Raw genomic sequence first — 25,742 nt, 5'->3', positions numbered from 1 at the left:
ACTACCGGGGATGACGGGCCAATGACACCAGCCGCCACCGCCAGAACAGGGAAACCCGCAGCATGAGCAGCGCCGCCGCAAAGACCGGCTTCGTTACCGCCATGGGCGGCATCGCCCTGCCGCTCGGCATCCTCGCCATCATCGCGATGATGGTTCTGCCCCTGCCTGTCGTGCTGTTGGATATCTTTTTCGTCGGCAATATCCTTCTGTCCCTCGTCATCCTGATGGTGGCGCTCTACTGCTATCGCCCGCTGGATTTCTCCAGCTTTCCCAACCTCTTGCTCATCGCGACCATCTTCCGCCTCGCGCTGAACGTGGCCTCCACCCGGATCGTCCTGTCCGAAGGCCATACCGGCCACGATGCCGCCGGCAAGGTGATCGAGGCCTTCGGCGCCTTCGTCATCGCAGGCAACCTGATCGTCGGCATCCTCGTCTTTACGATCCTTGTCATCATCAACCTCGTCGTGATCACCAAAGGCGCAAGCCGGGTGTCCGAGGTGTCGGCCCGCTTCACCCTCGATGCCATGCCGGGCAAGCAGATGGCCATCGACGCCGACCTGAATGCCGGACTTCTGACACCCGATCAGGCCCGCCTCCGCCGGGCCGAGGTCGCCGCCGAGGCCGATTTCTACGGTTCCATGGACGGTGCCGGGAAATTCGTGAAGGGCGATGCCATGGCGGGCATCCTGATCCTCGCCATCAATATCATCGGCGGCATCCTCATCGGCACGATCCAGCACGATCTGGGCCTGTCCGAGGCTGCCCATAGCTACGTCCTTCTCTCCATCGGCGACGGTCTTGTCGCACAGATCCCCGCGCTCCTGCTGTCCATCGCCACCGCCATCATCGTCACCCGCGTCTCGTCCTCGCATGACATGTCGGGCCTCATCGCCAAGCAGATCCACCTGCGCCAGGCTTGGCTTCCGGTGGCGGGCGTCATGGCCATCATCGGCCTCGTTCCCGGCATGCCCAATGCCATGTTCCTTGTCGGTGCCGCCGCAGCTGGCGTGCTGGCATGGTTTGGCCGCCCCGACGTAACCCCCGAACTCGAAGAGGAAACCGCAGCCCAAGGCGGCCCCGCCGCCCCCGGCACCGATGCCACCCGTCCGGGAACCGAGGCGATCACCGCCGAGGATGTCACTGACCATGCCCCCGTCTCGCTTCAGATCGGCTATGGCCTGATCCCCCTTGCAGGCGAAGGCGGCGGCGCGCTGGTGCAGCGCATCACCGCCATCCGCCGCGAAGTGTCCAAGGCGATGGGCTTCGTCGTCCCCGGCGTCCGCATCCGCGACGACCTCACCCTGTCGCCGAACCAGTATCGCATCCGCATCGGGCAGGTGATCCGGGGCGAAGACGTGGTCTATCCCGACCGCAAACTCGCCATCCCCGGCGCCTCCTCCACGCGCAAGCTTAAGGGGATCGATGTCAAAGATCCGTCCTTCGGTCTCGACGCTGTCTGGATCCTGCCCCACCAACTCCCCGAGGCCGAGGCCGACGATCACGTGGTGGTGGAACCCGAATCTGTCATCGCCACCCACCTGTCGCAGCTTCTCTACAAACATGCCGCCGATCTGATCGGTCCTGATGACGTGCAGCTGCTGCTCGATACGCTTGCCCGCATCTCGCCCACCCTTGTGAATGCCGTGGTGCCCAAGGTCGTGCCCCTGCACACCGTCACCGCCGTCCTGCGCGGGCTTCTGTCCGAACGCATCCCGATCGGTGATCTGCGCCGCATCCTTGAAGGCGTGGCCGAACTGGCCCCCCGCAACCTTTCTGCCGCCGACATGGCCGAAGCGCTGCGCCCGATGCTGATCCCGCTCCTTCTGCAACAGATGGTGCCGATCAACACGCCTTTGCCGCTCATCACGCTGGACCCGGAACTGGAACAACTCCTGATCCGCGCCCGCCGTCAGGGCGAAGAGGGGCTGGTGCTGGACAACGGCCTCGCCGCCACGCTGGTCAAGTCGATCTCCGAGGCGCTGGATAACGCCCAAGGCCAAGGCAAACAGGCCGTGCTCATCGTCGCAGGCCAGCTTCGCCGCAGCTTCGCGCAATTCCTGCGCCCGCATCTGCCCGACGCCATCGTCATGGGCATCAACGAACTGCCCGACAACCGCCGCGTGGAAGTCGTGGCCGCCATTGGCGGACAGCAGCAATTGCCGCGCGTGCCCACTCCTCAACCGCAACCTCAGATGACTCCGATGGGGGCTGACAGATGACACCAATCACCGTCCGCGCCACAGACAGCCAAAAGGCGATGGAGGAACTCCTCCGCCGTCTCGGCCCCGACGCGCTGATCCTTTCCACCAGCCGCGTCGGCGGTATGGTCGAGGTGACGGCGATCTCGCCCGAAGGCGCGATCCCCGCTCCCGCCCCCGATCCGGCCCCCGATCCAGCGATGGCGGCGCTTCTCGCAGCCGCCCCCCAGCTTGCCTCTCGGCTGGCCGAAGTGGCGACCACTGCCGCCCGCACACCGCCGCGCCCTCCCATTGAACCGGTTCCAACCACGCCCGCCACGCCCGCCACGGACGCCCCGGCGCAACCGGCCTTCCGCGCCGTCGATCCCCGCAGCCCGCGCCTTGATGCCGCCCCGCGCCCGCATCCCGTGCCGCCCGATCCCGCGCCGTCGGACCCGCAAACCTACGATTTCGCCTCCGCCCTGCGGGCCGAGGCCGCCCGTGCCGTCCCCACCGATCCCTTCACCCGCTTGGCGCGCAGCCTCCTGCCCCCTCCGGGGCTGCAGGAAGAGATTGCGCCCCGGCTGCTGATCGTGGGGCCCCCCGGCGCAGGCAAATCCATGCTGGCAGCGCGCATCGCCGCGCATTGGATGCTGGCCGATCCTGAACTGCGGCCCCAGATGATCGCGCCCGTCCCCGGCACCCTTCTGGTCGAAGATCGCCTGCGCGGCTGGGCGCGGCTCATGGGCCTCACGCTTGATCGTCCGCATATCGCGGCGGCGATGGACCTGCCCGAACCCCATCCCCTTGCGCCGCAGATCATCGATCTGTCCGACGTTCCCGCCGATGCGCCCGCCTTGGTCGCCCGGCTTATCGAAATCGAAGGGGCAGAGCTTGTCCTCTGCCTGCCTGCGGGCCTTCACCCGGCCCGCGTCGCGCGGGCCTGCCACGATTGGCAGGCCTTCGCCCCCACGGTCACCCTCACGGGGCTGGATCAGTGGTGGCCTGAACAGGGTGAACTGGCTGCCATCTCTGATGCTGGCCTCAGGCTCACGCGGACGGCGGCGGGAACGGGGCTTGTCCACGTCCTCTCCCGCCCCGGCCTCGTTGATTTGCGCAACTGGGTCGATGGCTGGTCCCCCGCCTATGCCGGGGCTGCCGAATGATCTGTTTCCACGAACCCTCATCGAAAGGGCGCGAATGATGCTCGCCAAACGCTATGCCGAACAGGACGGCCCCTCGCCCGAGAAACTGGTCCGCTCCCATATGGACCTCGTCCGCAAGATCGCCTGGCACATGCATGGCCGCGTCGGCCGCATGGCCGAGGTCGAGGATATGCTTCAGGTGGGATACATGGGCCTCGTCGATGCCGCCCAGCGCTACACCCCGCGTCAGGGCGCCAGCTTCGCCGCCTATGCCGCGATCCGTATCCGTGGCTCGATCATCGACTATCTCCGCGCCTCCTCCTCGCTCTGCCGCGCCACCATCGTGATGCAGCAACGCATGCGCGCCTCGATGCAAAAGCTGGAACAGACGCTCCTCCGCACCCCCGAAAAGCACGAGATCGCCGCCGACATGGGCATCACCGTGGGCGAGTTGGAAGATTGGGAAGCCCAATTCGGCGCCTCGCAGATCAAGTCGCTGGACGAGGTCTATACCGATCACTCCATGCTCTTCCGCGACGGCGGCCATTCCGTCGAAGACAAGATGCAGCATGACCAGATGCGCCAGATGCTGCGCCGCGCTCTGGGCGAACTGCCTGAACGCGAGGCGCTTGTCCTGCAACTCTATTTCGTCGAAGAACTGAACGTCTACGAAATCGCCGAAATCCTTGGCGTCACCACGGGCCGCGTCAGCCAAATCAAAAAGGCGGCCGTCGGCCGCCTTCGGGAAAGCATCGTCAAGATGGAGGGGGACGCCGACTGAAGCGTCCCCTCCTACCTTCAGTTGAAAACAGGCGTGATCTCCGATCCGGCGGCAATCCGCTTGGACCATTCATGCACATCTTCCCCGATACGTGTCTCCAGATCGGGGATCGCCGCAAAGGCCGCCAGGGCCGAAAAGTCCCGCGGATTGTCCGGGCTTGCGCTGGATGCGTCAAAGCCGCGCCACACCCCATCCTCGCCCCGCGCCTCTGCCGCTTCGGGTGTGCCACGCACGCACCATTCGATGCCATAAAGGTCATAGCGATACTCGCCCTGCGGCATCGGCGCGTCGCGGCGATGGATCATGTGCATGCGCACATAGTCAAAGGTCGCATTGCGGGTGCGCTTGATGATCTCGGCCGCCATTTCCGGCCAACCCTGCTCCAGCCCATTGTCCAGAAGCACCCAATCCGCATCGCTTCCCGTGATACGGAAGGCAAACTTGTCCGTCTCGTCATCCCGCGCGATGTCGTGATGCACCTCGCCGATGCGCAGCCGCGCCATCGCCTGAAATTCCTTCGGCGCAGCCGAGGTCGCCACCTCTTCTTCTGCCTCTGGTTCCACCAACTCCGACGAAGACAGTCGGAACCCATGCGTGAACAGGATCGACTTCGCCGTCTCGGTCAACAAAAGCGTCCCGTCCACCATTTCGGCCAGCCCGGTGATCCGCATCGCCATCGCTTCGTCATTGGCGGGCAACCGCCCGGTGGCATAGCGCATCAACCCGCGCAGCGCAGGCGAGGCGGCGCCCTCTTCCAGCTCGGTCACATCCTCGATCACGCCCAGCGTCTGCCGCGCCAGAACCCGGATGACGGATGCCGCCATGCCGATCCCCAAGGACAGGATGCCCGAAAGCTGCACCAATTGCTGAACTGTCACATCGTTCAGGCTGCGCGGCGCACTGTCCATCAGCCCCAGCACGCCCAGAACGCGCCCGCCCTGCGATTTCAGCGCAAAGCCCGCCCAAAAGGCCAGCTCCGGCAGGCCGGCCTCGGCCAACTCCCGCGATGCTGGCATGTCGTCCAGCACCGTCAACCCGCGCCCATTCGGCAAAAGCGCCGCGGGCAGGTCTTCCACGCCCGGCAATCCCGGAAAAAAGGCCAGCCGCATCTCGCCCGTTTCGTCATCTTCCAGTCGGATGCAGGCCCGCTCGCAACCGGCGATGGATCGCGCCAGTTCCGCCACAGCGGCAAAATCCGCGGGTTCAACGAACATCCGCGGCGCCCGCGGCGCCTCGCGCTCGACCGGTTTAAGACCGTAGAGATGGGCCACTGCCATTCCTGCCTCCTGCTCGAAAATACTTCTCACCTGAACGGCTTGACCCGTGAAGGGTTTAGCGCTGCCTCAGAAGAACAGGGCTTGGATCAGGAACCCCCATCCCGCTAGCCCAAAGGCCAAGGACGGCACCAGCCACCAGCCGCGCGCCAAACCGATCCGTGGGATGCTTTCACCCGGCAGGGCATAGGCACGACCATAATCCTGCCCGAACTCCGGGTCTGGGCGATGGATCGGAAAGCCATGTGTCGCGTCGCTCATCTTGATTGGCCCCGTTCTGCATGCGGGCACGGTGATCGTGCCGCATTCTCCGAAACGGCACAACCAGAAAGCGATTTAGGGCTCGCCAATAGGAAGAGTTAGAAAAAAATCGCGCGCAGGATCATCGCCCAGCCCGCCACGCCCCCGGCCAGCATCGGCAGCAGCCACCAGCCACGCGAAATCCGCAATTGCGGCATCACTTCACCCGGACGCTGATACGCGCGGCCGAACTCTGGGTCCGGCGTGTGAATCGGCAGTCCGTGGGTCGCGTCGCTCATGATATTCCGGCCTTACAAAGCCGCCTCAGAAGGCTGGCGGCCTATACGTAAAATACGCAACCCAACCCAAGCCTGCATCCTGTCGAGAGGTCATCGCCGCCTTGCATCGGTCGGTGGCCCATCCGATGGTATGTGCTATCCCGCCGCTTCCCTCATCCGGCATTGCGCGGTATACAACGGTATGCGGAAAACCCTGACCGAGCTTTATGACTCCCGTGCCGCCGAAGGCGGCCTGCGCGCCGATCCGGCGCAACATGCCGTGCTGCCGCAACTCGAACAGATCCGCCACTGGCTGGAAACCCATGCCGACCGTCGTGTCGGACTGTTTGCCGGTCTATTCGCCAAGCCTCTGATGCCGCCCAAGGGGCTTTATCTCTGGGGTGGTGTCGGGCGCGGCAAATCCATGCTGATGGACCTTTTCCATCAGGCAACAGACATCCGCCAGAAACGCCGCGTGCATTTCCACGCCTTCATGCAAGAGACGCAAAAGGCCATGCATGCCGCCCGTCAGAAAGGCGTCGAAGACCCGATCACCCCGGTGGCCGAGGCGATCCTGAAGGACACCCGCCTTCTCTGCTTTGACGAAATGCAGATCACCGATATCACCGATGCCATGGTGGTGGGCCGCCTCTTCGAAAAGCTTCTCGCCGGGGGTGTGGTGATCGTCACCACGTCCAACAGGCCACCCGAAGACCTCTATCTCAACGGCCTCAACCGCGCGCTCTTTCTGCCCTTCATCGACATGATCCGCGCCCGGCTTGAGGTCGTGGAACTCGAAAGCCCGACAGATTACCGCCAACATCGCCTGCAGGGCGCGCAGGTCTATTTCCATCCCTCTGGCAAGGTGCGGGGCGAGATCGACGCCATCTGGTCAGATCTCACCGGCGGCACCAAGGGCGCACCCCTGACCCTGCCGGTCAATGGCCGCACAATCGAAGTGCCGCGTTTTGCCAACGGCGTGGCTCGCGCCACCTTCTGGGATCTCTGCGCCCGTCCTCTCGGTCCCGGCGACTACCTCGCCATCGCGCAGGCGGCCCGCGTCCTGATCCTCGAAGACATCCCCCAACTTTCCGCCTCGAACTACAACGAGGCGAAACGCTTCGTCACTCTCATCGATGCCTTGTACGAGGCGAAGGTGCGTCTGATCTGCTCTGCCGCCGATGAACCCGAACGCCTCTACCTCGAAGGCACGGGCGCCTTCGAATTCGAACGCACCGCCTCCCGCTTGCGCGAAATGCAAGCGGCCGATTGGGGGGCGTGACTGCCTTCTGCGCGTTGCGCATAAGGCCGGTCCACCGTTCGCTGCGTGCCCACAGTTTGCTGCACAGAATGCGGCACAAAACAGGGCACAGTCGTTATCGGCCAAGCCCCTGAAAAACCGCACAAACCTAGCCCATCCAAACCTGCCACAAAAGCCGTCCCGCCATCGCCGTCGACGTCACCACCAAAAGCGGTTTGATCAGCCGCGCCCCCACCCGCATCGCCAGTCGCGCCCCAATGGATGCGCCCAGCACCTGGGACGCTGCCATGCACAGACCGACCGCCCACCACATCGCGCCAGAGGGGATGAATACGGCCAAACTCCCGATATTGCTGGCGAAATTCAAAAGCTTGGTATGCGCCGTCGCCTTCAGGACGCCAAACCCCGCCAACATCACGAAGGCCAGCATGAAAAAGGACCCCGTGCCGGGACCAAAAAACCCGTCATAGGCTGCAATCAAAGGCACCGCCGTCACGGCAAACACAGCGGGCCGCATCCGCTGCACCCGATCCGCATCGCTAAGCCCCGGTTTCAATGCGAAAAAAAGCGCGACCGCCACCAGAACCACCGGCATCACCACGCGCAGGACACCCACCGGAATCAGATGCGCCACAAGCGCCCCCAACCCCCCGCCGATCGCAGAAATCACAGCCATTCCAAGCTGTTCGCGCAACCGCACATGCCCTGCACGCGCATAGGTGACCGTCGCCGTCGCCGCCCCGAAAGTGCCCTGCAACTTGTTCGTCGCCAAGGCCTCAATCGGCGACGCCCCCGCCAGCAGCAGCGCGGGCACCGAGATCAACCCCCCGCCCCCCGCGATGGAATCGACAAACCCGGCCAGAAAGGCCGCAAGGATCAGGAACAGCGCAAGATGGGTGGCGATTTCAAAGATCATGGCGCTTTCATCCGCCGCCGTTCTGGCGAAGTAAACCCCGTTCCCGCAGGCCCTTTGCAGCCCGACGCGCACAGGCTACCCTGCCGCAGCACCATAACCGAGGATACCCGTGACCCGTCCAGCTGCGCTTGCCATCCTTCTGCTTGCCTCCCTGCCAGCCTACGCTGACACGCGCTTCACGCTTGATGCCAACCGTCTGATCTACAACACGGATTTTGCCGTCGACACGACCCTTATCGATCCGTCCTCTGGTCTGACCCCGGCTGATACCGTGGGCGATATAGCCTATGAAGATATCGATGCCCTGCGCGCGCTTCTTGCCCGCCATGCCGATCGGATTGACACCCTCCGTCTCACCTCGGATGGCGGCTTTATCGAAGCTGCCTATGAAATGGCCGCCATCATCAGCGATTACGGCCTCAAGACCGAAGTTGCAGGGGAATGCGCCTCGGCCTGTGCCATCCTCTTTGTCGCGGGCACGGAACGCCGCATGAATCGCGGTGGCCGCATCGGACTCCATCCCTCAAGTTGGGGTGTAGACGCGATGCGCAGCTACTATCAGGATTGGCAGGCCGAAAGTGGTTGGATCGACGAATTCGCTTTCGCCGAATGGGTTTACGACGAAGGCCAGCGCGACGCGAACAAGCTGATCACCCATTTTCTCAATCACGGCGTCAGCGCCGATTTCGCGGTCAAGATCGTTTCGCTTGGCATGGGTACCATGTGGTATCCCTCGCGGGCCGAGATGGAGGCCGCCGGTTTCCTTACCCCTGACCCCTCGGCCAACTGATCGCGCCCGCTGCGTTAACTGTCCATTTCCCCGACAGCGTCACTCTGATGGGATGGCCAATACCGTTCTCGCGCGCCGCATCAAACATGACAAGCCCGCCCCACGCCTGACATGGGGCCCCCGGTCTTGGCCAATTGCAGGGCTCACAAAGGGGGCATGTGTCACGCCCGGGACCGGGTTTTCGGGGCCTTGCCGTTACGCCCCGCCCACGAACTCCTCACGCCGATACCCTTGGATGAACAAAAGCGCCGTCAAATCCCCATGGTTGATCCGGATATCGCATTCCGCCGCGACAACGGGCTTGGCATGGAGCGCCACACCCGCCCCCGCCCTTTTCAACATCCCCAGATCATTCGCCCCGTCGCCAACCGCCATCACCTCGGACTCGGCGATCATTAACCTTTTGGTAATGTCTTCCAGCGCATCCACCTTGGCCTGCCGCCCAAGGATCGGTTCCGCCACGGTCCCATCCAAACGATCACCATTGAAATTCAAAAGGTTAGCGCGGTTTTCATCAAACCCCAAAACCCCCGCGATCCGTGCGGTGAAGGCCGTAAAGCCGCCCGACACCAGCGCCGCATAAGCCCCATTCGCCCGCATCGTCGCCACCAAGGCAGGCCCCCCCGGCATCAGTGTGATCCGATCCCGGATCACCCGGTCGATCACCGCCACGGGCAGGCCCTGCAGCAACCCCACCCGCTCGCGCAGCGCCGATTCAAAGTCCAACTCCCCGTTCATTGCCCGCCGCGTGATCTCGGCCACCCGCGCGCCCACCCCGGCCTCATCGGCCAATTCGTCGATGCATTCCTGCTGGATCATGGTTGAATCCATATCGGCCAGCAGCACCCGTTTACGCCGCCCCTCCGCCGCCTGCACCACCAGATCGACGCGCAAACCTTGCAACCCTTCCCACACCTCCCAGCGGTTCAAGGGCATTGCTTCCAAGGGAAATTCCGCAGCCACCCCCGGCTCCAGCCAGATCGCATCCCCCCCGCCCCAGGCATTGCGCACCGCCTCTACCGTGGCACGTTCAAGGATCGGGGTTTCTGGGTTGGTCAGCAGGGTCGCGATGAACATGAGGTTTCCGATAGTGAACAGATGCGTCGTTTTCGCACGACGTTCCGCCGCTTTATGGCAGTTTTCCCGCTTGTGCCAGCCCAGCCCTGCCGCTATCCCCATCGGCGGGACACCCTTCCCCAACGAAGGGCTTTTAGCTGGAAGGCTACCATGACAGACCTGACCCCGCCGGCCAAGCGCCCGGCCAATCCGCGCTTCTCTTCTGGCCCCTGCGCCAAAATCCCCGGATTCACCCTGAACCACCTCGCCGACGCGCCCTTAGGCCGCTCGCATCGCGCCGCGGTGGGCAAGGCAAAGCTGCAAGAAGCCATTGATCTTACGCGCGAAATTCTTGGCGTTCCGGCGGACTATCGCATCGGCATCGTCCCCGGTTCCGATACGGGTGCCGTCGAAATGGCGATGTGGACGATGCTGGGTGCGCGCCCCGTCGAGATGCTGGCATGGGAAAGCTTTGGCGAAGGCTGGGTTACCGATGTGGTGAAACAGCTGAAACTCGACGCCACCGTGAAAAAGGCCCCCTATGGCCAGATCGTGGACCTGACCACCGTCAATTTCGACGCCGACTTGGTCTTTACCTGGAACGGCACCACCTCCGGCGTCCGCCTTCCGAACGCCGACGCCATTCCTGCGGCCCGCCAAGGGCTTACGATCTGCGACGCGACCTCTGCCGCCTTCGCGATGGACCTGCCTTGGGACAAGCTCGACGTCACCACCTTCTCTTGGCAAAAGGTGCTGGGTGGCGAAGGTGCGCATGGCATGCTGATCCTGTCGCCCCGCGCGGTTGAGCGTCTGGAAACCTATACCCCCGCATGGCCCCTGCCGAAAATTTTCCGCCTGACTTCCAAGGGCAAACTGATCGACGGCATCTTCGTGGGTGAGACGATCAACACCCCCTCCATGCTGGCGGTGGAAGATTATCTTGTGGCCCTCAAATGGGCGAAATCTGTGGGCGGCCTCAAGGGCCTGATCGCGCGGGCCGAGGCGAACGCCCGCACCGTCTGGGATTTCTGCGCCGCAAATCCGTGGATCGCCAACCTCGCCGAAGATCCGGCGACCGCCTCCACCACATCGGTCTGCCTGAAATTCACCGATCCCCGCATCACCGACGGCGCGGCCTTTGCCAAGGCCATAGCAAAACGGCTGGAAAAGGCAGGTGTGGCCTATGACATCGGCGCCTATCGCGACGCCCCCCCCGGCCTGCGCATCTGGTGCGGTTCGACGGTCGAAACCGCCGATGTCGCCGCCCTGATGCCGTGGATCGCCCACGCTTTCGAGGCCGAAATCGCGGCGCTGGCGCAGGCCGCCTGATCCGTAGGATGGGCATTATTGCCCATCCCACCCATCCCCCAATTCCCAAAGACAGGAGCCCCGTATGGCCCCCCGCGTTCTCGTTTCCGACGAACTTTCCGAAACCGCCGTCCAGATCTTCCGCGACCGTGGGGTCGAGGTGGACTACATGCCGAAACTCGGCAAGGACAAGGAAAAGCTGGCCGAACTGATCGGCCAATATGACGGCCTCGCCATCCGCTCGGCCACCAAGGTCACCGAAAAGTTGCTGGAGCAGGCCACGAACCTGAAAGTCGTCGGCCGCGCCGGCATCGGCGTCGACAATGTCGACATCCCGGCGGCATCGAAAAAGGGCGTCATCGTGATGAACACGCCCTTCGGCAATTCCATCACCACTGCCGAACATGCCATCGCGATGATGTTCTCCATCGCCCGCCAAATCCCCGAGGCGAACGCCTCCACCCATGCCGGCAAATGGGAGAAGTCGAAATTCATGGGGGTGGAGCTGTTTAACAAGACCCTCGGTGTGATCGGTGCAGGCAATATCGGCGGCATCGTCTGTGACCGCGCCGTCGGTCTGAAGATGAAGGTCGTGGCCTATGACCCTTTCCTGTCCGAAGAACGCGCGAAACAGCTCGGCGTGACCAAGGTCGACCTCGACGACCTTCTTGCCCGCGCTGATTTCATCACCCTGCATGTTCCCCTTACCGACAAGACCCGCAACATCCTGTCGCGCGAGAACCTTGCCAAGACGAAGAAGGGCGTCCGCATCATCAACTGCGCCCGTGGTGGCCTGATCGACGAGGCGGCGCTGAAAGACGCGCTGGATGCAGGCCATGTTGCCGCCGCGGCGCTTGATGTGTTCGAGGTGGAACCCGCCACCGAAAACGTCCTTTTCAACCACCCCAACGTCGTGTGTACCCCCCATCTCGGCGCCTCCACGACCGAGGCGCAGGAGAATGTCGCCCTGCAAGTGGCCGAACAGATGTCCGACTACCTGCTGACGGGCGCGGTGCAGAACGCCCTCAACATGCCCAATGTCACGGCGGAAGAGGCCACCGTCATGGGCCCATGGGTAAAGCTTGCCCTGCATCTGGGGGCCTTCATCGGTCAGATGACGGACGAACCGATCAAGGCCATCAACATCCTCTATGATGGTGCCGTTGCCGACATGAACCTTGCCGCGCTGAACCAATCGGTGATCGCGGGGGTGCTCAAGGCCCATAACCCCGATGTGAACCTCGTCTCCGCCCCCGTGGTGGCCAAGGAACGTGGCATCCAAATCTCTACCACCCGGCAGGAAAAGACGGGTGTCTTCGATGCCTATATCAAGGTGACCATGGTCACTGATAAACGCGAACGGTCTGTTGCGGGCACCTGCTTCAGCGATGGCAAGCCGCGTTTCATCCAGATCAAGGGCATCAACATCGACGCCGAAATCGGCCGCCACATGCTTTATACCACGAACGAAGACGTGCCGGGCATCATCGGCCTTCTGGGCATGACCATGGGCAAGAACAACGTCAACATCGCGAACTTTACCTTGGGTCGGTCCGGCGTGGGTCAGGATGCCATTGCCATCCTGTATCTTGATCAGGCGATTGACCCCAAAGTTGTGGAAACGCTTGAATCCACCGGGATGTTCCAGCAGGTCAAGCCACTGGAATTCGAAGTGGCCTGAACCAAAGGACAGAAAATGCAGCGCAACGCCTTGCTTCATTTTCTGTCCGAAAATATCCCACAAGGGACGCCGATGGTCCGCCATCGGCGCTAGAAATTCCGGCTCCGGGGCGTGAAACCCTGGGGCTTTCCTCTTAAACCGACGGGCAGGAACGATGCGCAGCTACGCCATAGGCGATATTCACGGCCATCTTGACCTGCTCCTTCACGCCCATGACCTGATCGCTGAAGACCGCCGCCAGACCGGCGACCATGACGCGCCCGTCATCCATTTGGGCGACTATGTCGATCGCGGCCCGGAATGCCGCGGTGTGGTCGACCACCTTGCCACCGGCACAGCGCGAGGCGAAAACTGGATCACGCTCAAGGGAAACCATGACCGCATGTTCACCCGCTTTCTGCGCGACCCTTTCGAACCTGAGGAAGGCCTGCGCACAGAATTGTCATGGTTGCATCCTCGGATCGGTGGGGCGGCAACCCTTGCCTCTTATGGCGTAAGGAACGCCGCTGATCGCCCGCTGACCCCTGTCCATCAAGAGGCCATCGAGGCGGTGCCCCAATCCCACCGCGCCTTTCTGGACGCTCGTCCCACTTGGCACCAACGCGGCGATTGCGTCTTTGTCCATGCAGGCATCCGTCCCGGCATTCCCATGCAGGCCCAGCATGAAACCGATCTCGTCTGGATCCGCAGCGGTTTTCTTGAAGACATGCGCGATCACGGCTTCCTTGTCGTGCACGGCCATACCGCGCTCGACCGCGCGACGCATTACGGCAACCGCCTGAACATCGACAGCTCGGCTGCCTATGGTGGCCCCCTCACCGCTGTGGTGATCGAAGACCGTGATGTCTGGCTGCTGACTGACCGGGGCCGTGAACCGCTTCAGCCCTGATCGCGCCTCAGCAGCGCGCGCGCCGATAGCACTGCGGTTCCGACGAAGAACGCCGCAGCGATCCCCACCACCTCTACCAGCCCCGGCCCATTCGGCACGCCGCGCACGGCGAATAGCACGCCGATGCAGCCAAGGCCGAAGATCGAAAAGACAAGGCGGAACAGATGTTCGCCGCGCGTGGGTCCGTATTTGCTCATGCCCATCAAGATAGACCGCCGCCCCGCAAAGACGAGTTGGCAACGATTACCCTCGCGCCTCTGCGCTCACCCGTCGCAAGAGCAGCAGCGCGACCAGCGCCGTCAACACGGTCAGCCCGGCGATGATCTGGAAAAACCCGCGATCTCCCATCCCTTCCAGCAGCCAGCCAAGGACAACGGGCGAAGAAATCCCCCCCACAAGCCCCGCCGCGATGATCGTTGGCGTGACGCGCGGATCATCCCCCATCACGCGCGACGCCGTCACGAAAAAGCCCGGAAAGAACAGCCCCGCAAAGGCCCCCATGGTGATGAAAAAGGGCACCGCAGAAAACAGCGCCGCCCCGATAGCGCAGGCCGCTGCCCCCGTCATGGCGCCGGCATAGATGGCAAAGGGTGGCACCAGATGCGCCACAAAGACCAATGCCGTCCGCGCGATGAGGAAGGCCACGAAAAACCCCGAAAGCGCCCGCGCCGCCGCCTCCTCTGTCGCCCCCGTGGCGATTAGGGCCGTGGGGCCAAGCCCGATCAGGCAGGCCTCCACCCCGATGCAGACCACCCCGAAACACAGCAGGCCCGCACGGAACCGATAGGGTTTCGACGCTGACAAAGACGCGCTTTCCTCGGTCCGTCCCGACGTGCCCGCTGCCAGCCAGATCACCGCTGCAATCACCGATACGGCGGCAAAGGCCAGATGCGGGTTTGACCCGATGGCCACAAAAGCCAAAGGGGCGGCAATCGCCCCCACCGCGAACATCGCGTTCAAAAGGCTGACCATCGATGGCCCTTTCGCCCCAAAGGCCCGCAACACGCGCGGATTAAAGACCACCGTCGAAATCCCATATCCCGTGCCGAAGATCACCGATCCAGCCAGAGTGGTCCACCATCCGATCCCACTTGCGATAAGGGCCGATCCGATCACCATTACCGCCAGCGCATGGCGTGGCGTCACATCCCGCCCGCGAAAGAACATCAGCGCGACGCCTGCCGCCGACCCGATCCACAGCGCCGAAATCAGCCATCCGGCCTGCGCGACCGTCAGGTCAAATTCGCGCGCAAAGGCGGGAAGGGCAGGCCCATAAAGCGCCTGCCCGGCCCCCATCAGCGCAAATGTGAAAATTCCTGCAAAAAGCAGCGCAGCATGGGTGCGGATAAGGGAGGTCAAGACAATCTCGCAAGGAAATGACCGCGCAGATGTCCCTTGCCCCAGTGCATCTGTCAATCACGCCTGCGACATGGTCGCCACAACGCGACGTCATCGCTGCATTGGCGCGCAAGGCATGCCATGTTTGGCGTAGCATCGGACCACCACCGTTGCGGAATCCAAAGGGCAGGGGGCGCACATGACCGACATCTACATCCTTTCCGGCGCACGCACTGCCATCGGCACCTTTGGCGGATCGCTGGCAGGCGTGGCCCCCATCGACCTTGCCACCACCGCCGCCAAGGCCGCTATTGCCCGCGCCGGGATCGACCCCGCAACGATCGGCACCACGATCTTTGGTCATGTTATCAATACCGAACCGCGCGACATGTATCTGTCGCGCGTCGCGGCCATGCAGGCAGGTGTGCCCGAAGGCACGCCCGCCATGAACGTCAATCGCCTCTGCGGCTCGGGGCTTCAGGCCATCGTGTCGGGCGCGCAATCGCTCATGCTTGGTGATGCCGATCTTGCCCTCGTCGGCGGGGCTGAATGCATGTCCCGCTCGCCCCATACTCTGCCCGCTGCCCGCTTTGGCACCAAGATGGGCGATACCCGCGCCATCGACATGATGACAGGCGCGCTTACCTGCCCCTTCGGGACCGGGCATATGGGGGTGACGGCGGAAAATGTTGCCGCCCAACATGACATAAGCCGTTCCGATCAGGATGCCTTCGCTCTGGAAAGCCAGACCCGCGCCGCCCGCGCCCTCGCCGAGGGGCATTTCACCGCCGAAATCATCCCCGTCGAAATCGCCTCTCGCAAAGGCCTTGTTACCTTCGACCGCGACGAACATCCCAAGGCCACCTCGGCCGAGGCGCTCGCCGCCCTGAAACCCGTCTTCCAGAAAGATGGCAGCGTCACCGCAGGCAATGCCTCTGGCATCAATGACGGGGCCGCTGCTTTGATCCTGTCGAAAGGCAAACGCGACGGCGCGCGCGCGCGCATCATGGGCTATGCCATCGCCGGCGTTGACCCGCGCGTGATGGGCCTTGGCCCCATCCCTGCCACACAGGCGCTTTGTGCGAAACTCGGCATGCGCCCGCAGGATTTCGACCTTGTCGAAAGCAACGAAGCGTTTGCCGCACAGGCACTTGCCGTATCGCGCGCCCTTAACCTTGACCCCGCCAAGGTGAACCCATCCGGCGGGGCTATCGCGCTGGGCCACCCCGTCGGCGCAACCGGTGCAATCCTAGCCGTCAAGGCATTGCATGCGCTGGAACGCACCGGCAAAGGCACGGCCCTTTTGACCATGTGCATCGGCGGCGGGCAGGGAATCGCTGTGGGAATCGAAAGGGTCTGACGACCATTCGCCGCTTGTTCAAAGCCATCCTTGGCACTTGATCGGCGTTTTTCTAAAGGCTCCCACGCCAAGAGAACAGGAAACATTTCGGCAACTTCCTACGCTTTCGCGTAGGTGGGCAGATACCTTCCGGTGCTGCACCCCGCAAAGTTTTTTCCCTAGGCCATGAAGGCAGATGTGATCGCGCCGTTTTCTTGCCACATTCTCTGAACGTTTAATCAGAACTGGAGTTTGTATTATGGCCCGCACTGCCACGGACCCCCATTGCCAGTATTCTTTGTTGATTGCCGACGATCATTTCCTTGTCGCCGAGGCCTTTTCCCATCTTCTCGAAATGACAGGGGACTATCGCGTCAGCCTCGCCCGTGACGGGCTAGAGGCACGGGCTGCGATCCATGCCGAAGGCGGATTCGATATCGTCCTGCTTGACCTGAACATGCCGGGCATGGATAGCCCGACAGCCATTCAGGACATCGTCCGCGCCAATGCAAACGGTCGTGTTGTCATCCTGACGGGCGGCACTTCCAGCACGCGCCAATCCTCGATCTTCTGTTCCGGCGCAGTTGGCCTGATCCTGAAATCGCAGCCTGCTAAAGATATCCTCGCCGCGTTGAACAGCATCATGGAAGGCGAACTGTACTTCCCCCGCTCCGATGATCGAAGCCTGATCCGTGGAATTTCGGGTGCTGCTGTCCAGCCGCAGACAGTCTAATCTGGCGCGCCGCGACTTGGGCCTGATCCAGCTTTAGATCAGACCGAGGTCGCGGGCCAGGACGGTTGCGTGCAGGCGGTTCTTCGCCCCCAACTTCCGGCACAGTGACGAGACATGCATCTTCACCGTCGGCAGGGCCAGCCGCAGGTCGGCGCAAATTTCCTTGTTCCGCTTGCCCTTTGCAATCTCGCGCAGGATCAGCAATTCCTTGGGCGTCAGGTCATCCCCGGCATTCGCTTCGGGGTCGTTGCGGCGCACCAAAAGGTCGAACGGCAAATAACGTTCGCCCGATGCGATCATGTTCAAGGCATTCACCAAAGACCGCACGCCTGACGATTTCAGGATGATCCCTGCCACCCCGGCTGCCACGGCCTCGTCGACGATCTTTGGGCTGGGTTCCCCGGTGATGATCCCCACGGGGCGACCTTCGGACAATTGGATGGCCCGTTTCAAGCCGACGATCCCATGCATCCCCGGCATGTTCCAATCCAACAAGGTGATGTCGAATGGACCATCCTTTTGCATACGAGCGGCCGCTTCTTCAAAGGTCCGCGCTGTGACAACATCGAAACTGGATGCATTCGCAAGGAACATCGCAAAGACCTCGAGGATCATCTCATGGTCATCAGCAAGCAAAAGGCGCTGCTTGCTGCCCGTGACCTTAGGTGTCACGCTGCCGGTTGCGTCCATTTGCATTACGAATCTCCTTCTTTCGCAGGGCATACCCCGCCGTCGCGACGAAGGAATTCTTCCTTGGTCGCGAATACAGCCCTTCTCTTAATGATTTATCGCACAATGGTTGGGGTCAATTGATCCCAAGTCCACACTCGGTTCTCATTCGTACACCGCATAAAGACCTACGCCGGGAAAAATATCGAAGTGATCTTTTATGACATACCAATCGGAAATTTAACATACTTAAGATTAGTTAACGTTAACGCAGCCTCACGCGCGTGCGTGCCGAACGGCCTTCGGCATCAATCACTGACAAGGTCAGGAACCCTGCCGCGGTCAAAGGCAGAACAATCTCTCTCGCACGTTCTGCAGTCACCATCGGCGCCCCATCGGCCAACCATGTGAAGGGGGCCGTTCCACCCTCCACCCGTACCATGATGCCGTCCGGCAAGGGCTCTACCTCGGCCCCGTCAGGTGGAAAGGCGACACGCGGTACATCCGCCGCGACGGCAAGGGCAGCCGCCCGCGACCGAAACTTTTGCAAGGGCCGCGGCAGTTGTGCATTCGCGACAAGCAACGTTTCCGGTGGGGCCGGGGGCTGCGCATCCAATCGGGGTTTCAACCGGGCAAAGGCTTGAAACAAAACCGGCGCAGCAAGGTCTGCACCAAAGGCCCCCGGGACGGGCGTGCCATCCGCGCGCCCCAGCCAGATGCCAACGACATGCCCCCCATCAAACCCGATGGCCCAAGCATCGCGGTGACCATAGCTTGTCCCGGTCTTATAGGCCAAACGGTTCGCAGGTGCGCCGGGCGGTGGGGCCAATCCCGCCAGAATGTCGCCCACCTGCCACGCTGCCGATCTGGAAACGACCCGCGCGCCTTCCTCCGTTTCCCCATCCACGCGCCAGCGCAAAGGCAGCGCAACGCCCCCCCGCGCCAAGGCCGCGTAAAGCTGCACCATATCCTGCAAACTGACCCCTATCCCGCCAAGGGCAACGGCCAATCCCGGTTGGCCGTCGGGCAGCCGATACTCCATCCCAGCCTTGTCCATCGCCACCAACAGGCGTGCGGGCCCCATCGCCTCGGTCAAGGCTACGACAGGGATGTTCAGCGACATCTGCAAAGCCCCCCGCACCCGCACCGTCCCGCGATAAATTCGGTCGAAATTCTGCGGCGCATAAGTGCCAAACCGCACTGGGCGATCTTCGATCATCGTTTCGGGATGCGCCAAGCCATCGTCGAAGGCCAAGGCATAGACCAGGGGTTTCAACGTCGATCCCGGCGACCGTAGCGCCTGGGTCATATCGACGAAACCTTGCCGCGCATCGGCCCGAAACGCCGCCGACCCGACCGACGCAAGGATTTCCCCCGTGGCATGATCGGCAACCACCATGGCGACCTGCAACCTGTCGCCCTGATGCTGCACCGTCTCAGCTGCCAATTGTTCCAGCGCGACTTGCAGCCCCCGGTCGATGGTCAGCCTATGCACCTGCATCAGTGGCGCATCCCGCCGCGCCCGGTCCGCCAGATGCGGGGCAATGGCTGGCACCGCCCGACGCGCCACGGGCACAACCTCCCGCTCGGCTGCCTCGGCATGCTCTTCCGCAACGATCCCCTTCGCCACCGCCCGCGCCAGAACCCGCGCCCGCGCGTCCGCCGCTGCTGCCGGATGCCGATCCGGCCTTCGGCTCTCCGGGCTTTGCGGGATTGCCACCAGCAGCGCCGCTTCGGCGGGGGTCAACCGCCAAGGCTCTTTCCCGAAATAGGCCAAAGCCGCCGCCCTCACGCCTTCGATGTTCCCGCCATAAGGGGCCAAAAGTAGATAAAGCCCAAGGATTTCACCCTTCGTCAGCCGTCGCTCTAACGCCAGCGCCACCCGCATCTGCCGGATCTTGCCCTCGATCCGTCCAGTCCCGCTTTCCTCCAGCAGTCGCGCGACCTGCATCGTCAGGGTTGATCCGCCCGACACCACCCCGCCATTCCACACCGCCTGCGCCAATGCGCGCAGCAAGGCGATGGGGTCCACGCCGGAATGGTCACGGAACCGCCCATCCTCATAGGCGATCAACATTTCGGTGAACAAAGGATCCACCGCATCGGGTGACACGGCCAGTCGCCAACGCCCATCAGCCACCGTATAGGCGCGTAGAAGGTCGCCTTCGCGATCCTCGATAAGGACCGATGTTTCGGGAACAAGGGGCGGCAAGACCGTTGCCGCCACCCAGTCATCCACACCATCGCGCGCCATAGCGGCCAGCCACAACACGGTGGCAAGCGCAAAGATGGCGCGCGCGCGGATCACTCCGTCACGCTGACCCGGCCCGTTTCACCCACCGCGCGGAAATCCGGGCGATACATATCCTCGACCGATGCCGCCGGATGCCGGAACAAACCCGGTGAAACTGCCCGCACCACATAGGCAAGACGGAAAGGCGCATTGTCCATTCGGTCAACGGCGGCAAGGAAACGGTCCTGCCGATATTCAGCGTGGGTCACGAAATTCGTCAGCCCCAAGCCTTCCAGCGCGGGCACTGCACCCGCCGTCATCAGGTTCGGGTTGTCGATCTCGAACCCAGCGGGCAAAGGATCGGCCACCATCAGCCGCGCCTCGCCACGTGCAAAGGGCGTCACTTCCAGCACGGCGATCATCCGCGTGCCCACGGCCACCTGTGATGCATCCATCGGCGTGCCGTCCATCGTGAAATAGCTGCGCGAAATCGCATAGCCGTTGCCGGATGCCGCCTCGTCCCCCTCGGGCACGCCAAAGGTCGTCACGGTCAGTGTCGTATCCGCCGCGCTATTCGCCACCGCCACAGGCGCGGCCCCCAAGGCCCGCATCTGCACCAGGGGGCCATCCGCAGGCTGCCCGTTGATCGTCACCCCCGAAACTTCGGGTCGTTCGATCAAGGCATTCGCCGCCAAAAGGGCCCATGTGCTTTCCTGCGTGGACAAAACGCCCGAGGTGGCGATCCGGTCCGTCAACGCCTCGCGGTCCACGGCATTCGACCCCGCTTCAACCGCCAGCGTCAAAACCGCCGCCGCATCCCGGTAGGAGGTTCCGAAATCCGCGCGGAACAGTTGTTCGGTCTCCAAGGACGCAGCGTCCAGCGCCGCGCCCGCCCGCGCGAACATCGCATCCGCCCGCGTTTGTTCGCCATAGGCCGCCAGCGCCGCGCCAAGTTGCGCCATCGCTGTCGGCGTTGCAAAGGCATCGCCCTTCACATCGGCATAATAGCGCAGATCGCCAATCGCCGCCGCCCCTTCGCGCGCCAGCACCATCAAGGCATAGGCCAGCGCCTCGCCGCCATAATCGAAATCGGCGGCGAAATTCACCTGATTGCGCAGATTGTCCAGTGCCATGCGGAAGGCCGGGTCCGGCACGTCAAACCCGCGTGCCTTGGCCCGCGACAGGAAGTCGGTCACATAGGCATCCAGCCACAGATCGCCCGACCCCGGCCCCCAAAGGCCAAAGCCGCCTTCTGCCCCTTGATTGGTCAGGATCTCGGCCACTGCCTCTTGCACCCGGCCTTGCACATTCTCGGCCCAGGGCAGCGACATGGCCTGCGCCACCTCGTCGAAATAAAGCAGCGGCATCGCCTTAGACGTCATCTGTTCCGTGCAGCCATAGGGATACCGGTCCAGTGCCGCCAAAAGCCCTGGCGCATTCAGCCGCGCCAAAGGCCCGATGGCCAGCGTTGCCCGCGCGCCCGGCAGATATCCCGCCAGCACCGCATCGTCGAACTGGAAGGTCTGCCCCGAGGCAAGATCGAACCGCGACACCCGTACCACTTCCGGGTCATTCCGTAGGACAGGCAGGGAAAGCAGCTTTTCCAACACCTTCCCATCCGGTGTGGTCAGGATCACTGCCACCTCGTGCACGCCCTCGGATCCTGCCACCAGCGGCACGGCCACCACCTGCTTGCCCTTTTCGGCGAGATCGATGGTCGCAGGCACATCGCCCACCTCCACACCCCGCCCTTCGACCGAAAGGCCCATCGTTCCAAATGGCCCCGTCGCATGCACAATCTCCAGCAGAACCCGGGCCTCATCCCCCGGTGCCATGAAGCGCGGCAAGGAGGCCGTCACCACCACAGGATCGCGCACCAGCACGTCCGCACTCGCCTGCCCGACCCCAGTCTTGGACCAGGCGACCGCCATCACCTTCACCGTGCCGTTAAAGGCGGGCAACGTGAACTCCGCCCGCGCGTAGCCATCCGCGCCAACTTCAACCGGCCCAGTGAAATAGGCCACCAGCTCTTCTGTCGGGGGCGGTGCTTGCAACCGTGCCTGCGCACCCGCATCGCCGCCGGATCGCACCACGCCCTCGGCCCCGTTCAGCCCGTCGATCAGACGGCCATAGATATCGCGGATGCCAACGCCTAGCTTTCTTTGGCCAAAGTAATGCCCCTGTGGATCGGGGGCCTTATAAGCCGTCAGGTTCAAGATACCCTGATCCACCGCCACGATGGTGACATAGGCCGCCTCGCCCGCAGCCAACCCATCGACTTTCACCGCTACGGGCAACACCCCGCGCGGATCGGCCTCGGGCGCAACCTCCACCGTCGCGCGCAGGGCCCGTGCCCCCGGATCGACCCCAGCATGGGCCAGACCCAGCGCCCGCGCAGGGTTTCGTCCCGCCGCCACATCCATGGGCCGCAAAACCTGTGCCGTCACATAGACGCCCGTGCCCCATTCATCCGTCACGGGCAGGTCGATCACATTCTCGCCCTCGGCGACAGTCACAGCCTGCATGGCGACCAGACGGTTTGACAGGACCATCACCACCGCCTTGCCCGCGAAACGTGGCACCAGCCGCAGCTTGGCCACATCACCCGCCGCATAGGCCGCCTTGTCCAAAGACAGCTCCAGAGTATCCGGCGTTGATGCGGCATCCGCCGCCGCGAACCAGCCCGCGTTGAACGGAACAGAGGTCACCGCCGCGCCGCCTTCTTGCGTCACGGTCAGCACATATTCACCCCATGTAACAGGCGCGGCAATCTCGACCGGGTCAGATAGCGCCACCTCGCCCTCGGCGACCCGTTCCCGCCTCGTAACGGGCTGCCACATCCAATTGCCAAAGCTTTGATACCACTGATAGGTCGTCTCGATCCGCACCAACTCCCACCGGGTCGCCATCGGCGTGGCCGCCCCATCCGCGTCCACGCCCGCCAGCGTGAAGCGCGCCTCGGCATTCTCGGCCACAACCCCATCGAACATCGGCTTCACACCGATCATCGGCCCATTCGCCGCCAAGGGCACCGTCGTCACGCGCTCGACAGGACGGCCCGATCCCTCGGCTACCCGCACAGCCACCCGCGCCTCCAGCGGAACGCCCGGATCGCCCACATCGGGAAGGGCAACTGTCACACTGGCCAGTCCCGCCGCATCCGTCCGCGCAGGATCGAACCCCTGCATCACGGCACTAAAGGGCGTGTCATGCGGGCCAAAGCGATAGCCCTCCCATCCCGGCAAGCCCGTTGCCGCACGCAACAGCACCTCACCTTCAACTGCCAAATCTGCCCCCGGCGCTCCGAAAAGATAACGCGCCGTTACGCCCAGTTCTGCCACCTCGCCGGGGCGCAACCCTTCTGGCAGCATCACGTCGAAATCGATCCTCTCCGGCAGGAAATCCTCTACAAGAAAGGTTGTCGCCGTCAGGGGTGGGGCATCCGCCTCGGCAAGTATCTCCATTCGCCAAACGCCGCGCTGGGCAGAGGCAAGGATCGGCTGCGAAATCACGTAGCCGCCGCTCCAGTCATTCACCACCTGTCGCGCATGTTCCACCCCGTCAGGCCGTTTCACCACCACCGTCAGCGGCAGTCCCTCGATCGCTGCCGCCCCACTGTCGCGCGCCAAGGCCGTCGCAAAGACCGTCTCGCCCGCGCGATAGGCCCCCCGATCCGTCGCCAGGAACACATTTACTGGAGGTGCAGCCTCGCGCCCCTCCACGCCGCGATCCGACAGATCGAATTCCGGATCGGTCAGCGACAGGAAAGCCACATCCGCCTCCCCCTCGCGCGCCACCACCATCGCGGGCGCGGCCGCCCCCGTCCCCTTGGTCAGCCCTGCATCGAACCGGGCATAACCCTGCGCATCCGTCTGGGTGCGGCCCAGAACTTCATTCCCATTCGACAAAAGCTCGACAGCGATCCCTGCCTTCGCCTCGGCCGAACCCAAAGACCGAACAAAGACATGTAACCCATCCACGCCCGAAAGCGTTGTCAGCCCAAGGTCAGACACCGTGAACCACTGCCATCCCGCCGGAACCTGCCACGACGGTTTGCCGGGGACCGACGCACGCAGCGCATAGACCCCCGCCCCTTGCCCGGCCAAAGCCTCGGCCATCGGCAGCCGCGTGGTCACGTCACGGTTCACGTCCAAGCTAACTTCGGCGGTGCCGCGCCAGACCTCTGTCCCCGTCTGGGAAGTGAAGTCATATTCCTGCCACTCTGCCATCGGCGCAGACAGGTATCCGTTCTGGAAGGCCCTGATCAGGTTCCGATCCGTAACGCGATAGAGGATCAGTTCCAGCGCCTCCGTATTCACCGTCTCGACAGGCAGCGCAGGCTCGCCCGCTTTGGGCAGAACATAGGCCCGCCCCGGGAAGCGCACGCCGGGGCTACGGTCGCGGATATACTGCGTGATATCCACCGATCCCATCAGCACCTGCCCATCGGCAGCAGGCAGCCCTTCGCGAAAGGTCACGGTCGCGCGCTGGCCATGGACCAGCCCCTCAACGCAGATGTCGCGGAACTGAGCAGAAACCGTCAGGCCCGGTTCATCCAATTGCACGAAGGTTGCGTAATCCACACCCTTCGCCACCAGATCCTCGGAAAAGGTCGCACAGATACGGGGCCGTGCACTGTCACTCTCCACCCGGTTCTCCACGATGCGGAACCCGTATTGCCCCGCTGCCTGCGCCAGATAGGCCGCCGTGTCATCGCGGGTTTGCAGCGATTGCGCCAGACGGAGCGCCTTCACAGTATCCGATCCGCGCCCCAACCGCTCCAGCGCCATGCCCATGGTGACAAGGATGGTATGTCGCTCTGCCGCGCCTTCTGCCCGTAGATAGGCATTCACCGCCGCCTGATAGGACCGCTCGCGCAAAGCCTGCTGATCCGGCCCTTCCGCATCGCCCGCCGCCAGCAGCAATCGTGCATATTCCGCCCAATCCCCCGCCGCGTCCGTGATGTTGACTGCGGCCCCCATGCTCCGCGCAGCACCCGCGTAATCGCCTGCCATTTCGGCATTCTGCGCGGTCGCTATCCATTCCGACGCTGTCCAAGGCCCGGTCACGTGCTCGCGCCCCAGCGCAACCGCCTGCGCGGTCACCGCACCGAATTCCCAATCCTGCACAAAGCCGATTTCGCCCTGCCGTGTCCGCGCTCGCTCGGCACTGCCAGCCGCTGCCGCCCGCACCAGACCCGAAAACGCGCCGCCATAGGCCACACCTTCCCCCGGCCCGGCCTTCAGGAAACAGCTTCCATTCCGGCTATTGAAGGTAAAGGCCTCACAAGCTGCCCCCGCCAGACAGGCGCGTTCACAGGCCTCCAAAGTCGTGTCAAAGGCTGACCCGATATCCCCTCCCGGAAGGTCAATATCCTGCGAAAGGACGGCGCGCTTCTGCGGCACCAACTCCTGCGCTGATGCCGCGATCGGCACGAGCAGCAAGGCAAAGGCAAGGGAAACGGAAAGAAAGCGCATGATCTCACCACACAGTACGGAGGTTCTTGCCCAATGCTGGCACGGCTGCCCGCCTTGGCGCAATGAGTCGTCCAATTTGCATTTCCGGCGCAGGCGTTAACCCATGGTTCACCGAAAGGCGGCAAGGTGAAACCACGCTGCGCTGAGCTTGAGTCGG

At 63.3% G+C, this 25,742-nt stretch carries 20 protein-coding genes; 10 read left to right on the top strand and 10 right to left on the bottom strand.

Going from position 1 to position 25,742, the window contains the following annotated elements:
• The first annotated feature begins 62 nt into the window (after nucleotides 1-62).
• From flhA to QF092_RS11390, 3 genes are read left to right on the top strand one after another with little or no spacing between them, the layout of a single operon-like run.
• Complete coding sequence (gene flhA, locus QF092_RS11400; protein WP_281464021.1) at nucleotides 63-2,219, top strand: flagellar biosynthesis protein FlhA; 2,157 nt, start codon at nucleotides 63-65, stop codon at nucleotides 2,217-2,219.
• Nucleotides 2,216-3,343, top strand: a complete 1,128-nt coding sequence (locus tag QF092_RS11395; protein ID WP_281464020.1) for an AAA family ATPase — start codon at nucleotides 2,216-2,218, stop codon at nucleotides 3,341-3,343. The genes flhA and QF092_RS11395 overlap by 4 nt, the downstream gene beginning before the upstream one ends.
• Before the next feature lie 34 nt (nucleotides 3,344-3,377).
• A complete protein-coding gene (locus QF092_RS11390; RefSeq protein ID WP_281464019.1) occupies nucleotides 3,378-4,103 on the top strand; it encodes a sigma-70 family RNA polymerase sigma factor in 726 nt (241 codons plus the stop codon).
• Nucleotides 4,104-4,120: 17 nt separating this feature from the next.
• Here QF092_RS11390 and QF092_RS11385 read toward each other — a convergent pair whose 3' ends face one another.
• The 3 genes from QF092_RS11385 to QF092_RS11375 form a co-directional block, all read right to left on the bottom strand.
• Nucleotides 4,121-5,380: a GAF domain-containing protein gene (locus QF092_RS11385; protein WP_281464018.1), complete on the bottom strand. Its 1,260-nt coding sequence runs from the start codon at nucleotides 5,378-5,380 to the stop codon at nucleotides 4,121-4,123.
• Nucleotides 5,381-5,446: 66 nt separating this feature from the next.
• On the bottom strand, nucleotides 5,447-5,638 hold the full coding sequence (locus QF092_RS11380) for a hypothetical protein (RefSeq protein ID WP_281464016.1): 192 nt from the start codon (nucleotides 5,636-5,638) through the stop codon (nucleotides 5,447-5,449).
• Between the two features lie 98 nt (nucleotides 5,639-5,736).
• Nucleotides 5,737-5,916 (bottom strand): hypothetical protein, encoded by a 180-nt coding sequence (locus tag QF092_RS11375; protein ID WP_281464015.1) that lies wholly within the window; start codon nucleotides 5,914-5,916, stop codon nucleotides 5,737-5,739.
• A 181-nt stretch (nucleotides 5,917-6,097) separates the two neighbouring features.
• On the opposite strand from QF092_RS11375, the gene zapE reads away from it, so the two are divergent.
• Nucleotides 6,098-7,177: a cell division protein ZapE gene (gene zapE / locus QF092_RS11370; RefSeq protein WP_281464014.1), complete on the top strand. Its 1,080-nt coding sequence runs from the start codon at nucleotides 6,098-6,100 to the stop codon at nucleotides 7,175-7,177.
• Between the two features lie 127 nt (nucleotides 7,178-7,304).
• Here zapE and QF092_RS11365 read toward each other — a convergent pair whose 3' ends face one another.
• Entirely contained in the window at nucleotides 7,305-8,069 is a 765-nt protein-coding gene (locus QF092_RS11365; RefSeq protein ID WP_281469946.1) for a TSUP family transporter, read from the bottom strand.
• A gap of 112 nt (nucleotides 8,070-8,181) precedes the next feature.
• On the opposite strand from QF092_RS11365, the gene QF092_RS11360 reads away from it, so the two are divergent.
• Nucleotides 8,182-8,862: a COG3904 family protein gene (locus QF092_RS11360; RefSeq protein WP_281464013.1), complete on the top strand. Its 681-nt coding sequence runs from the start codon at nucleotides 8,182-8,184 to the stop codon at nucleotides 8,860-8,862.
• Nucleotides 8,863-9,057: 195 nt separating this feature from the next.
• Here the strand turns inward: QF092_RS11360 and serB are convergent, their stop codons facing one another.
• Nucleotides 9,058-9,939: a phosphoserine phosphatase SerB gene (serB, locus tag QF092_RS11355; protein ID WP_281464012.1), complete on the bottom strand. Its 882-nt coding sequence runs from the start codon at nucleotides 9,937-9,939 to the stop codon at nucleotides 9,058-9,060.
• 150 nt (nucleotides 9,940-10,089) lie between these two features.
• Between serB and QF092_RS11350 the strand changes: the two genes are divergently transcribed.
• The 3 genes from QF092_RS11350 (at nucleotide 10,090) to QF092_RS11340 (ending at nucleotide 13,796) form a co-directional block, all read left to right on the top strand.
• On the top strand, nucleotides 10,090-11,247 hold the full coding sequence (locus tag QF092_RS11350; RefSeq protein ID WP_281464011.1) for a phosphoserine transaminase: 1,158 nt from the start codon (nucleotides 10,090-10,092) through the stop codon (nucleotides 11,245-11,247).
• A gap of 64 nt (nucleotides 11,248-11,311) precedes the next feature.
• Nucleotides 11,312-12,907: a phosphoglycerate dehydrogenase gene (gene serA / locus QF092_RS11345; RefSeq protein WP_281464010.1), complete on the top strand. Its 1,596-nt coding sequence runs from the start codon at nucleotides 11,312-11,314 to the stop codon at nucleotides 12,905-12,907.
• A 154-nt stretch (nucleotides 12,908-13,061) separates the two neighbouring features.
• Complete coding sequence (locus QF092_RS11340) at nucleotides 13,062-13,796, top strand: metallophosphoesterase (RefSeq protein WP_281464009.1); 735 nt, start codon at nucleotides 13,062-13,064, stop codon at nucleotides 13,794-13,796.
• On the opposite strand, the gene QF092_RS11335 is transcribed toward QF092_RS11340, so the two are convergent.
• Both QF092_RS11335 and QF092_RS11330 read right to left on the bottom strand, forming a co-directional pair.
• Nucleotides 13,787-13,993, bottom strand: a complete 207-nt coding sequence (locus QF092_RS11335) for a hypothetical protein (RefSeq protein ID WP_281464008.1) — start codon at nucleotides 13,991-13,993, stop codon at nucleotides 13,787-13,789. The two genes, QF092_RS11340 and QF092_RS11335, sit on opposite strands and share 10 nt — an antisense overlap.
• A 46-nt stretch (nucleotides 13,994-14,039) precedes the next feature.
• Nucleotides 14,040-15,155: an MFS transporter gene (locus QF092_RS11330; RefSeq protein WP_281464007.1), complete on the bottom strand. Its 1,116-nt coding sequence runs from the start codon at nucleotides 15,153-15,155 to the stop codon at nucleotides 14,040-14,042.
• Nucleotides 15,156-15,333: 178 nt separating this feature from the next.
• On the opposite strand from QF092_RS11330, the gene bktB reads away from it, so the two are divergent.
• Together bktB and QF092_RS11320 are read left to right on the top strand one after the other, a co-directional pair.
• The gene (bktB, locus tag QF092_RS11325) at nucleotides 15,334-16,494 is read left to right on the top strand and encodes a beta-ketothiolase BktB (protein ID WP_281464006.1); all 1,161 of its coding nucleotides are present in this window, start codon (nucleotides 15,334-15,336) and stop codon (nucleotides 16,492-16,494) included.
• 238 nt (nucleotides 16,495-16,732) lie between these two features.
• Complete coding sequence (locus tag QF092_RS11320; protein ID WP_281464005.1) at nucleotides 16,733-17,206, top strand: response regulator; 474 nt, start codon at nucleotides 16,733-16,735, stop codon at nucleotides 17,204-17,206.
• A gap of 33 nt (nucleotides 17,207-17,239) precedes the next feature.
• Here QF092_RS11320 and QF092_RS11315 read toward each other — a convergent pair whose 3' ends face one another.
• From QF092_RS11315 to QF092_RS11305, 3 genes are all read right to left on the bottom strand, one after another.
• Nucleotides 17,240-17,902 carry a response regulator gene (locus QF092_RS11315; protein WP_281464004.1) on the bottom strand — a complete coding sequence of 221 codons (663 nt, stop codon included), beginning with the start codon at nucleotides 17,900-17,902 and terminating at the stop codon, nucleotides 17,240-17,242.
• A 238-nt stretch (nucleotides 17,903-18,140) separates the two neighbouring features.
• The gene (gene pbpC, locus QF092_RS11310) at nucleotides 18,141-20,183 is read right to left on the bottom strand and encodes a penicillin-binding protein 1C (protein ID WP_281464003.1); all 2,043 of its coding nucleotides are present in this window, start codon (nucleotides 20,181-20,183) and stop codon (nucleotides 18,141-18,143) included.
• Entirely contained in the window at nucleotides 20,180-25,585 is a 5,406-nt protein-coding gene (locus QF092_RS11305; RefSeq protein WP_281464002.1) for an alpha-2-macroglobulin family protein, read from the bottom strand. Before QF092_RS11305 ends, pbpC begins: the two co-directional genes overlap by 4 nt.
• Nucleotides 25,586-25,742 lie beyond the last annotated feature (157 nt).

Source organism: Fuscovulum ytuae (assembly GCF_029953595.1).
GTDB lineage: Bacteria > Pseudomonadota > Alphaproteobacteria > Rhodobacterales > Rhodobacteraceae > Paragemmobacter > Paragemmobacter ytuae.
Note: the sequence above shows the minus strand (reverse complement) of the source record. Positions and strands in the feature narration are given on the sequence as shown.

What these genes read in the sequence shown, in the direction of transcription:
- serA (WP_281464010.1), top strand. Translation starts at nt 11,312, where the DNA reads ATGGCCCCCCGCGTTCTCGTTTCCGACGAACTTTCCGAAACCGCCGTC.
- QF092_RS11375 (WP_281464015.1), bottom strand. Translation starts at nt 5,916, where the DNA reads ATGAGCGACGCGACCCACGGACTGCCGATTCACACGCCGGACCCAGAG.
- QF092_RS11385 (WP_281464018.1), bottom strand. Translation starts at nt 5,380, where the DNA reads ATGGCAGTGGCCCATCTCTACGGTCTTAAACCGGTCGAGCGCGAGGCG.
- QF092_RS11340 (WP_281464009.1), top strand. Translation starts at nt 13,062, where the DNA reads ATGCGCAGCTACGCCATAGGCGATATTCACGGCCATCTTGACCTGCTC.
- QF092_RS11315 (WP_281464004.1), bottom strand. Translation starts at nt 17,902, where the DNA reads ATGCAAATGGACGCAACCGGCAGCGTGACACCTAAGGTCACGGGCAGC.
- QF092_RS11380 (WP_281464016.1), bottom strand. Translation starts at nt 5,638, where the DNA reads ATGAGCGACGCGACACATGGCTTTCCGATCCATCGCCCAGACCCGGAG.
- zapE (WP_281464014.1), top strand. Translation starts at nt 6,098, where the DNA reads ATGCGGAAAACCCTGACCGAGCTTTATGACTCCCGTGCCGCCGAAGGC.
- flhA (WP_281464021.1), top strand. Translation starts at nt 63, where the DNA reads ATGAGCAGCGCCGCCGCAAAGACCGGCTTCGTTACCGCCATGGGCGGC.
- serB (WP_281464012.1), bottom strand. Translation starts at nt 9,939, where the DNA reads ATGTTCATCGCGACCCTGCTGACCAACCCAGAAACCCCGATCCTTGAA.
- QF092_RS11335 (WP_281464008.1), bottom strand. Translation starts at nt 13,993, where the DNA reads ATGAGCAAATACGGACCCACGCGCGGCGAACATCTGTTCCGCCTTGTC.
- QF092_RS11395 (WP_281464020.1), top strand. Translation starts at nt 2,216, where the DNA reads ATGACACCAATCACCGTCCGCGCCACAGACAGCCAAAAGGCGATGGAG.
- QF092_RS11320 (WP_281464005.1), top strand. Translation starts at nt 16,733, where the DNA reads ATGGCCCGCACTGCCACGGACCCCCATTGCCAGTATTCTTTGTTGATT.
- bktB (WP_281464006.1), top strand. Translation starts at nt 15,334, where the DNA reads ATGACCGACATCTACATCCTTTCCGGCGCACGCACTGCCATCGGCACC.
- QF092_RS11305 (WP_281464002.1), bottom strand. Translation starts at nt 25,585, where the DNA reads ATGCGCTTTCTTTCCGTTTCCCTTGCCTTTGCCTTGCTGCTCGTGCCG.
- QF092_RS11350 (WP_281464011.1), top strand. Translation starts at nt 10,090, where the DNA reads ATGACAGACCTGACCCCGCCGGCCAAGCGCCCGGCCAATCCGCGCTTC.
- QF092_RS11390 (WP_281464019.1), top strand. Translation starts at nt 3,378, where the DNA reads ATGATGCTCGCCAAACGCTATGCCGAACAGGACGGCCCCTCGCCCGAG.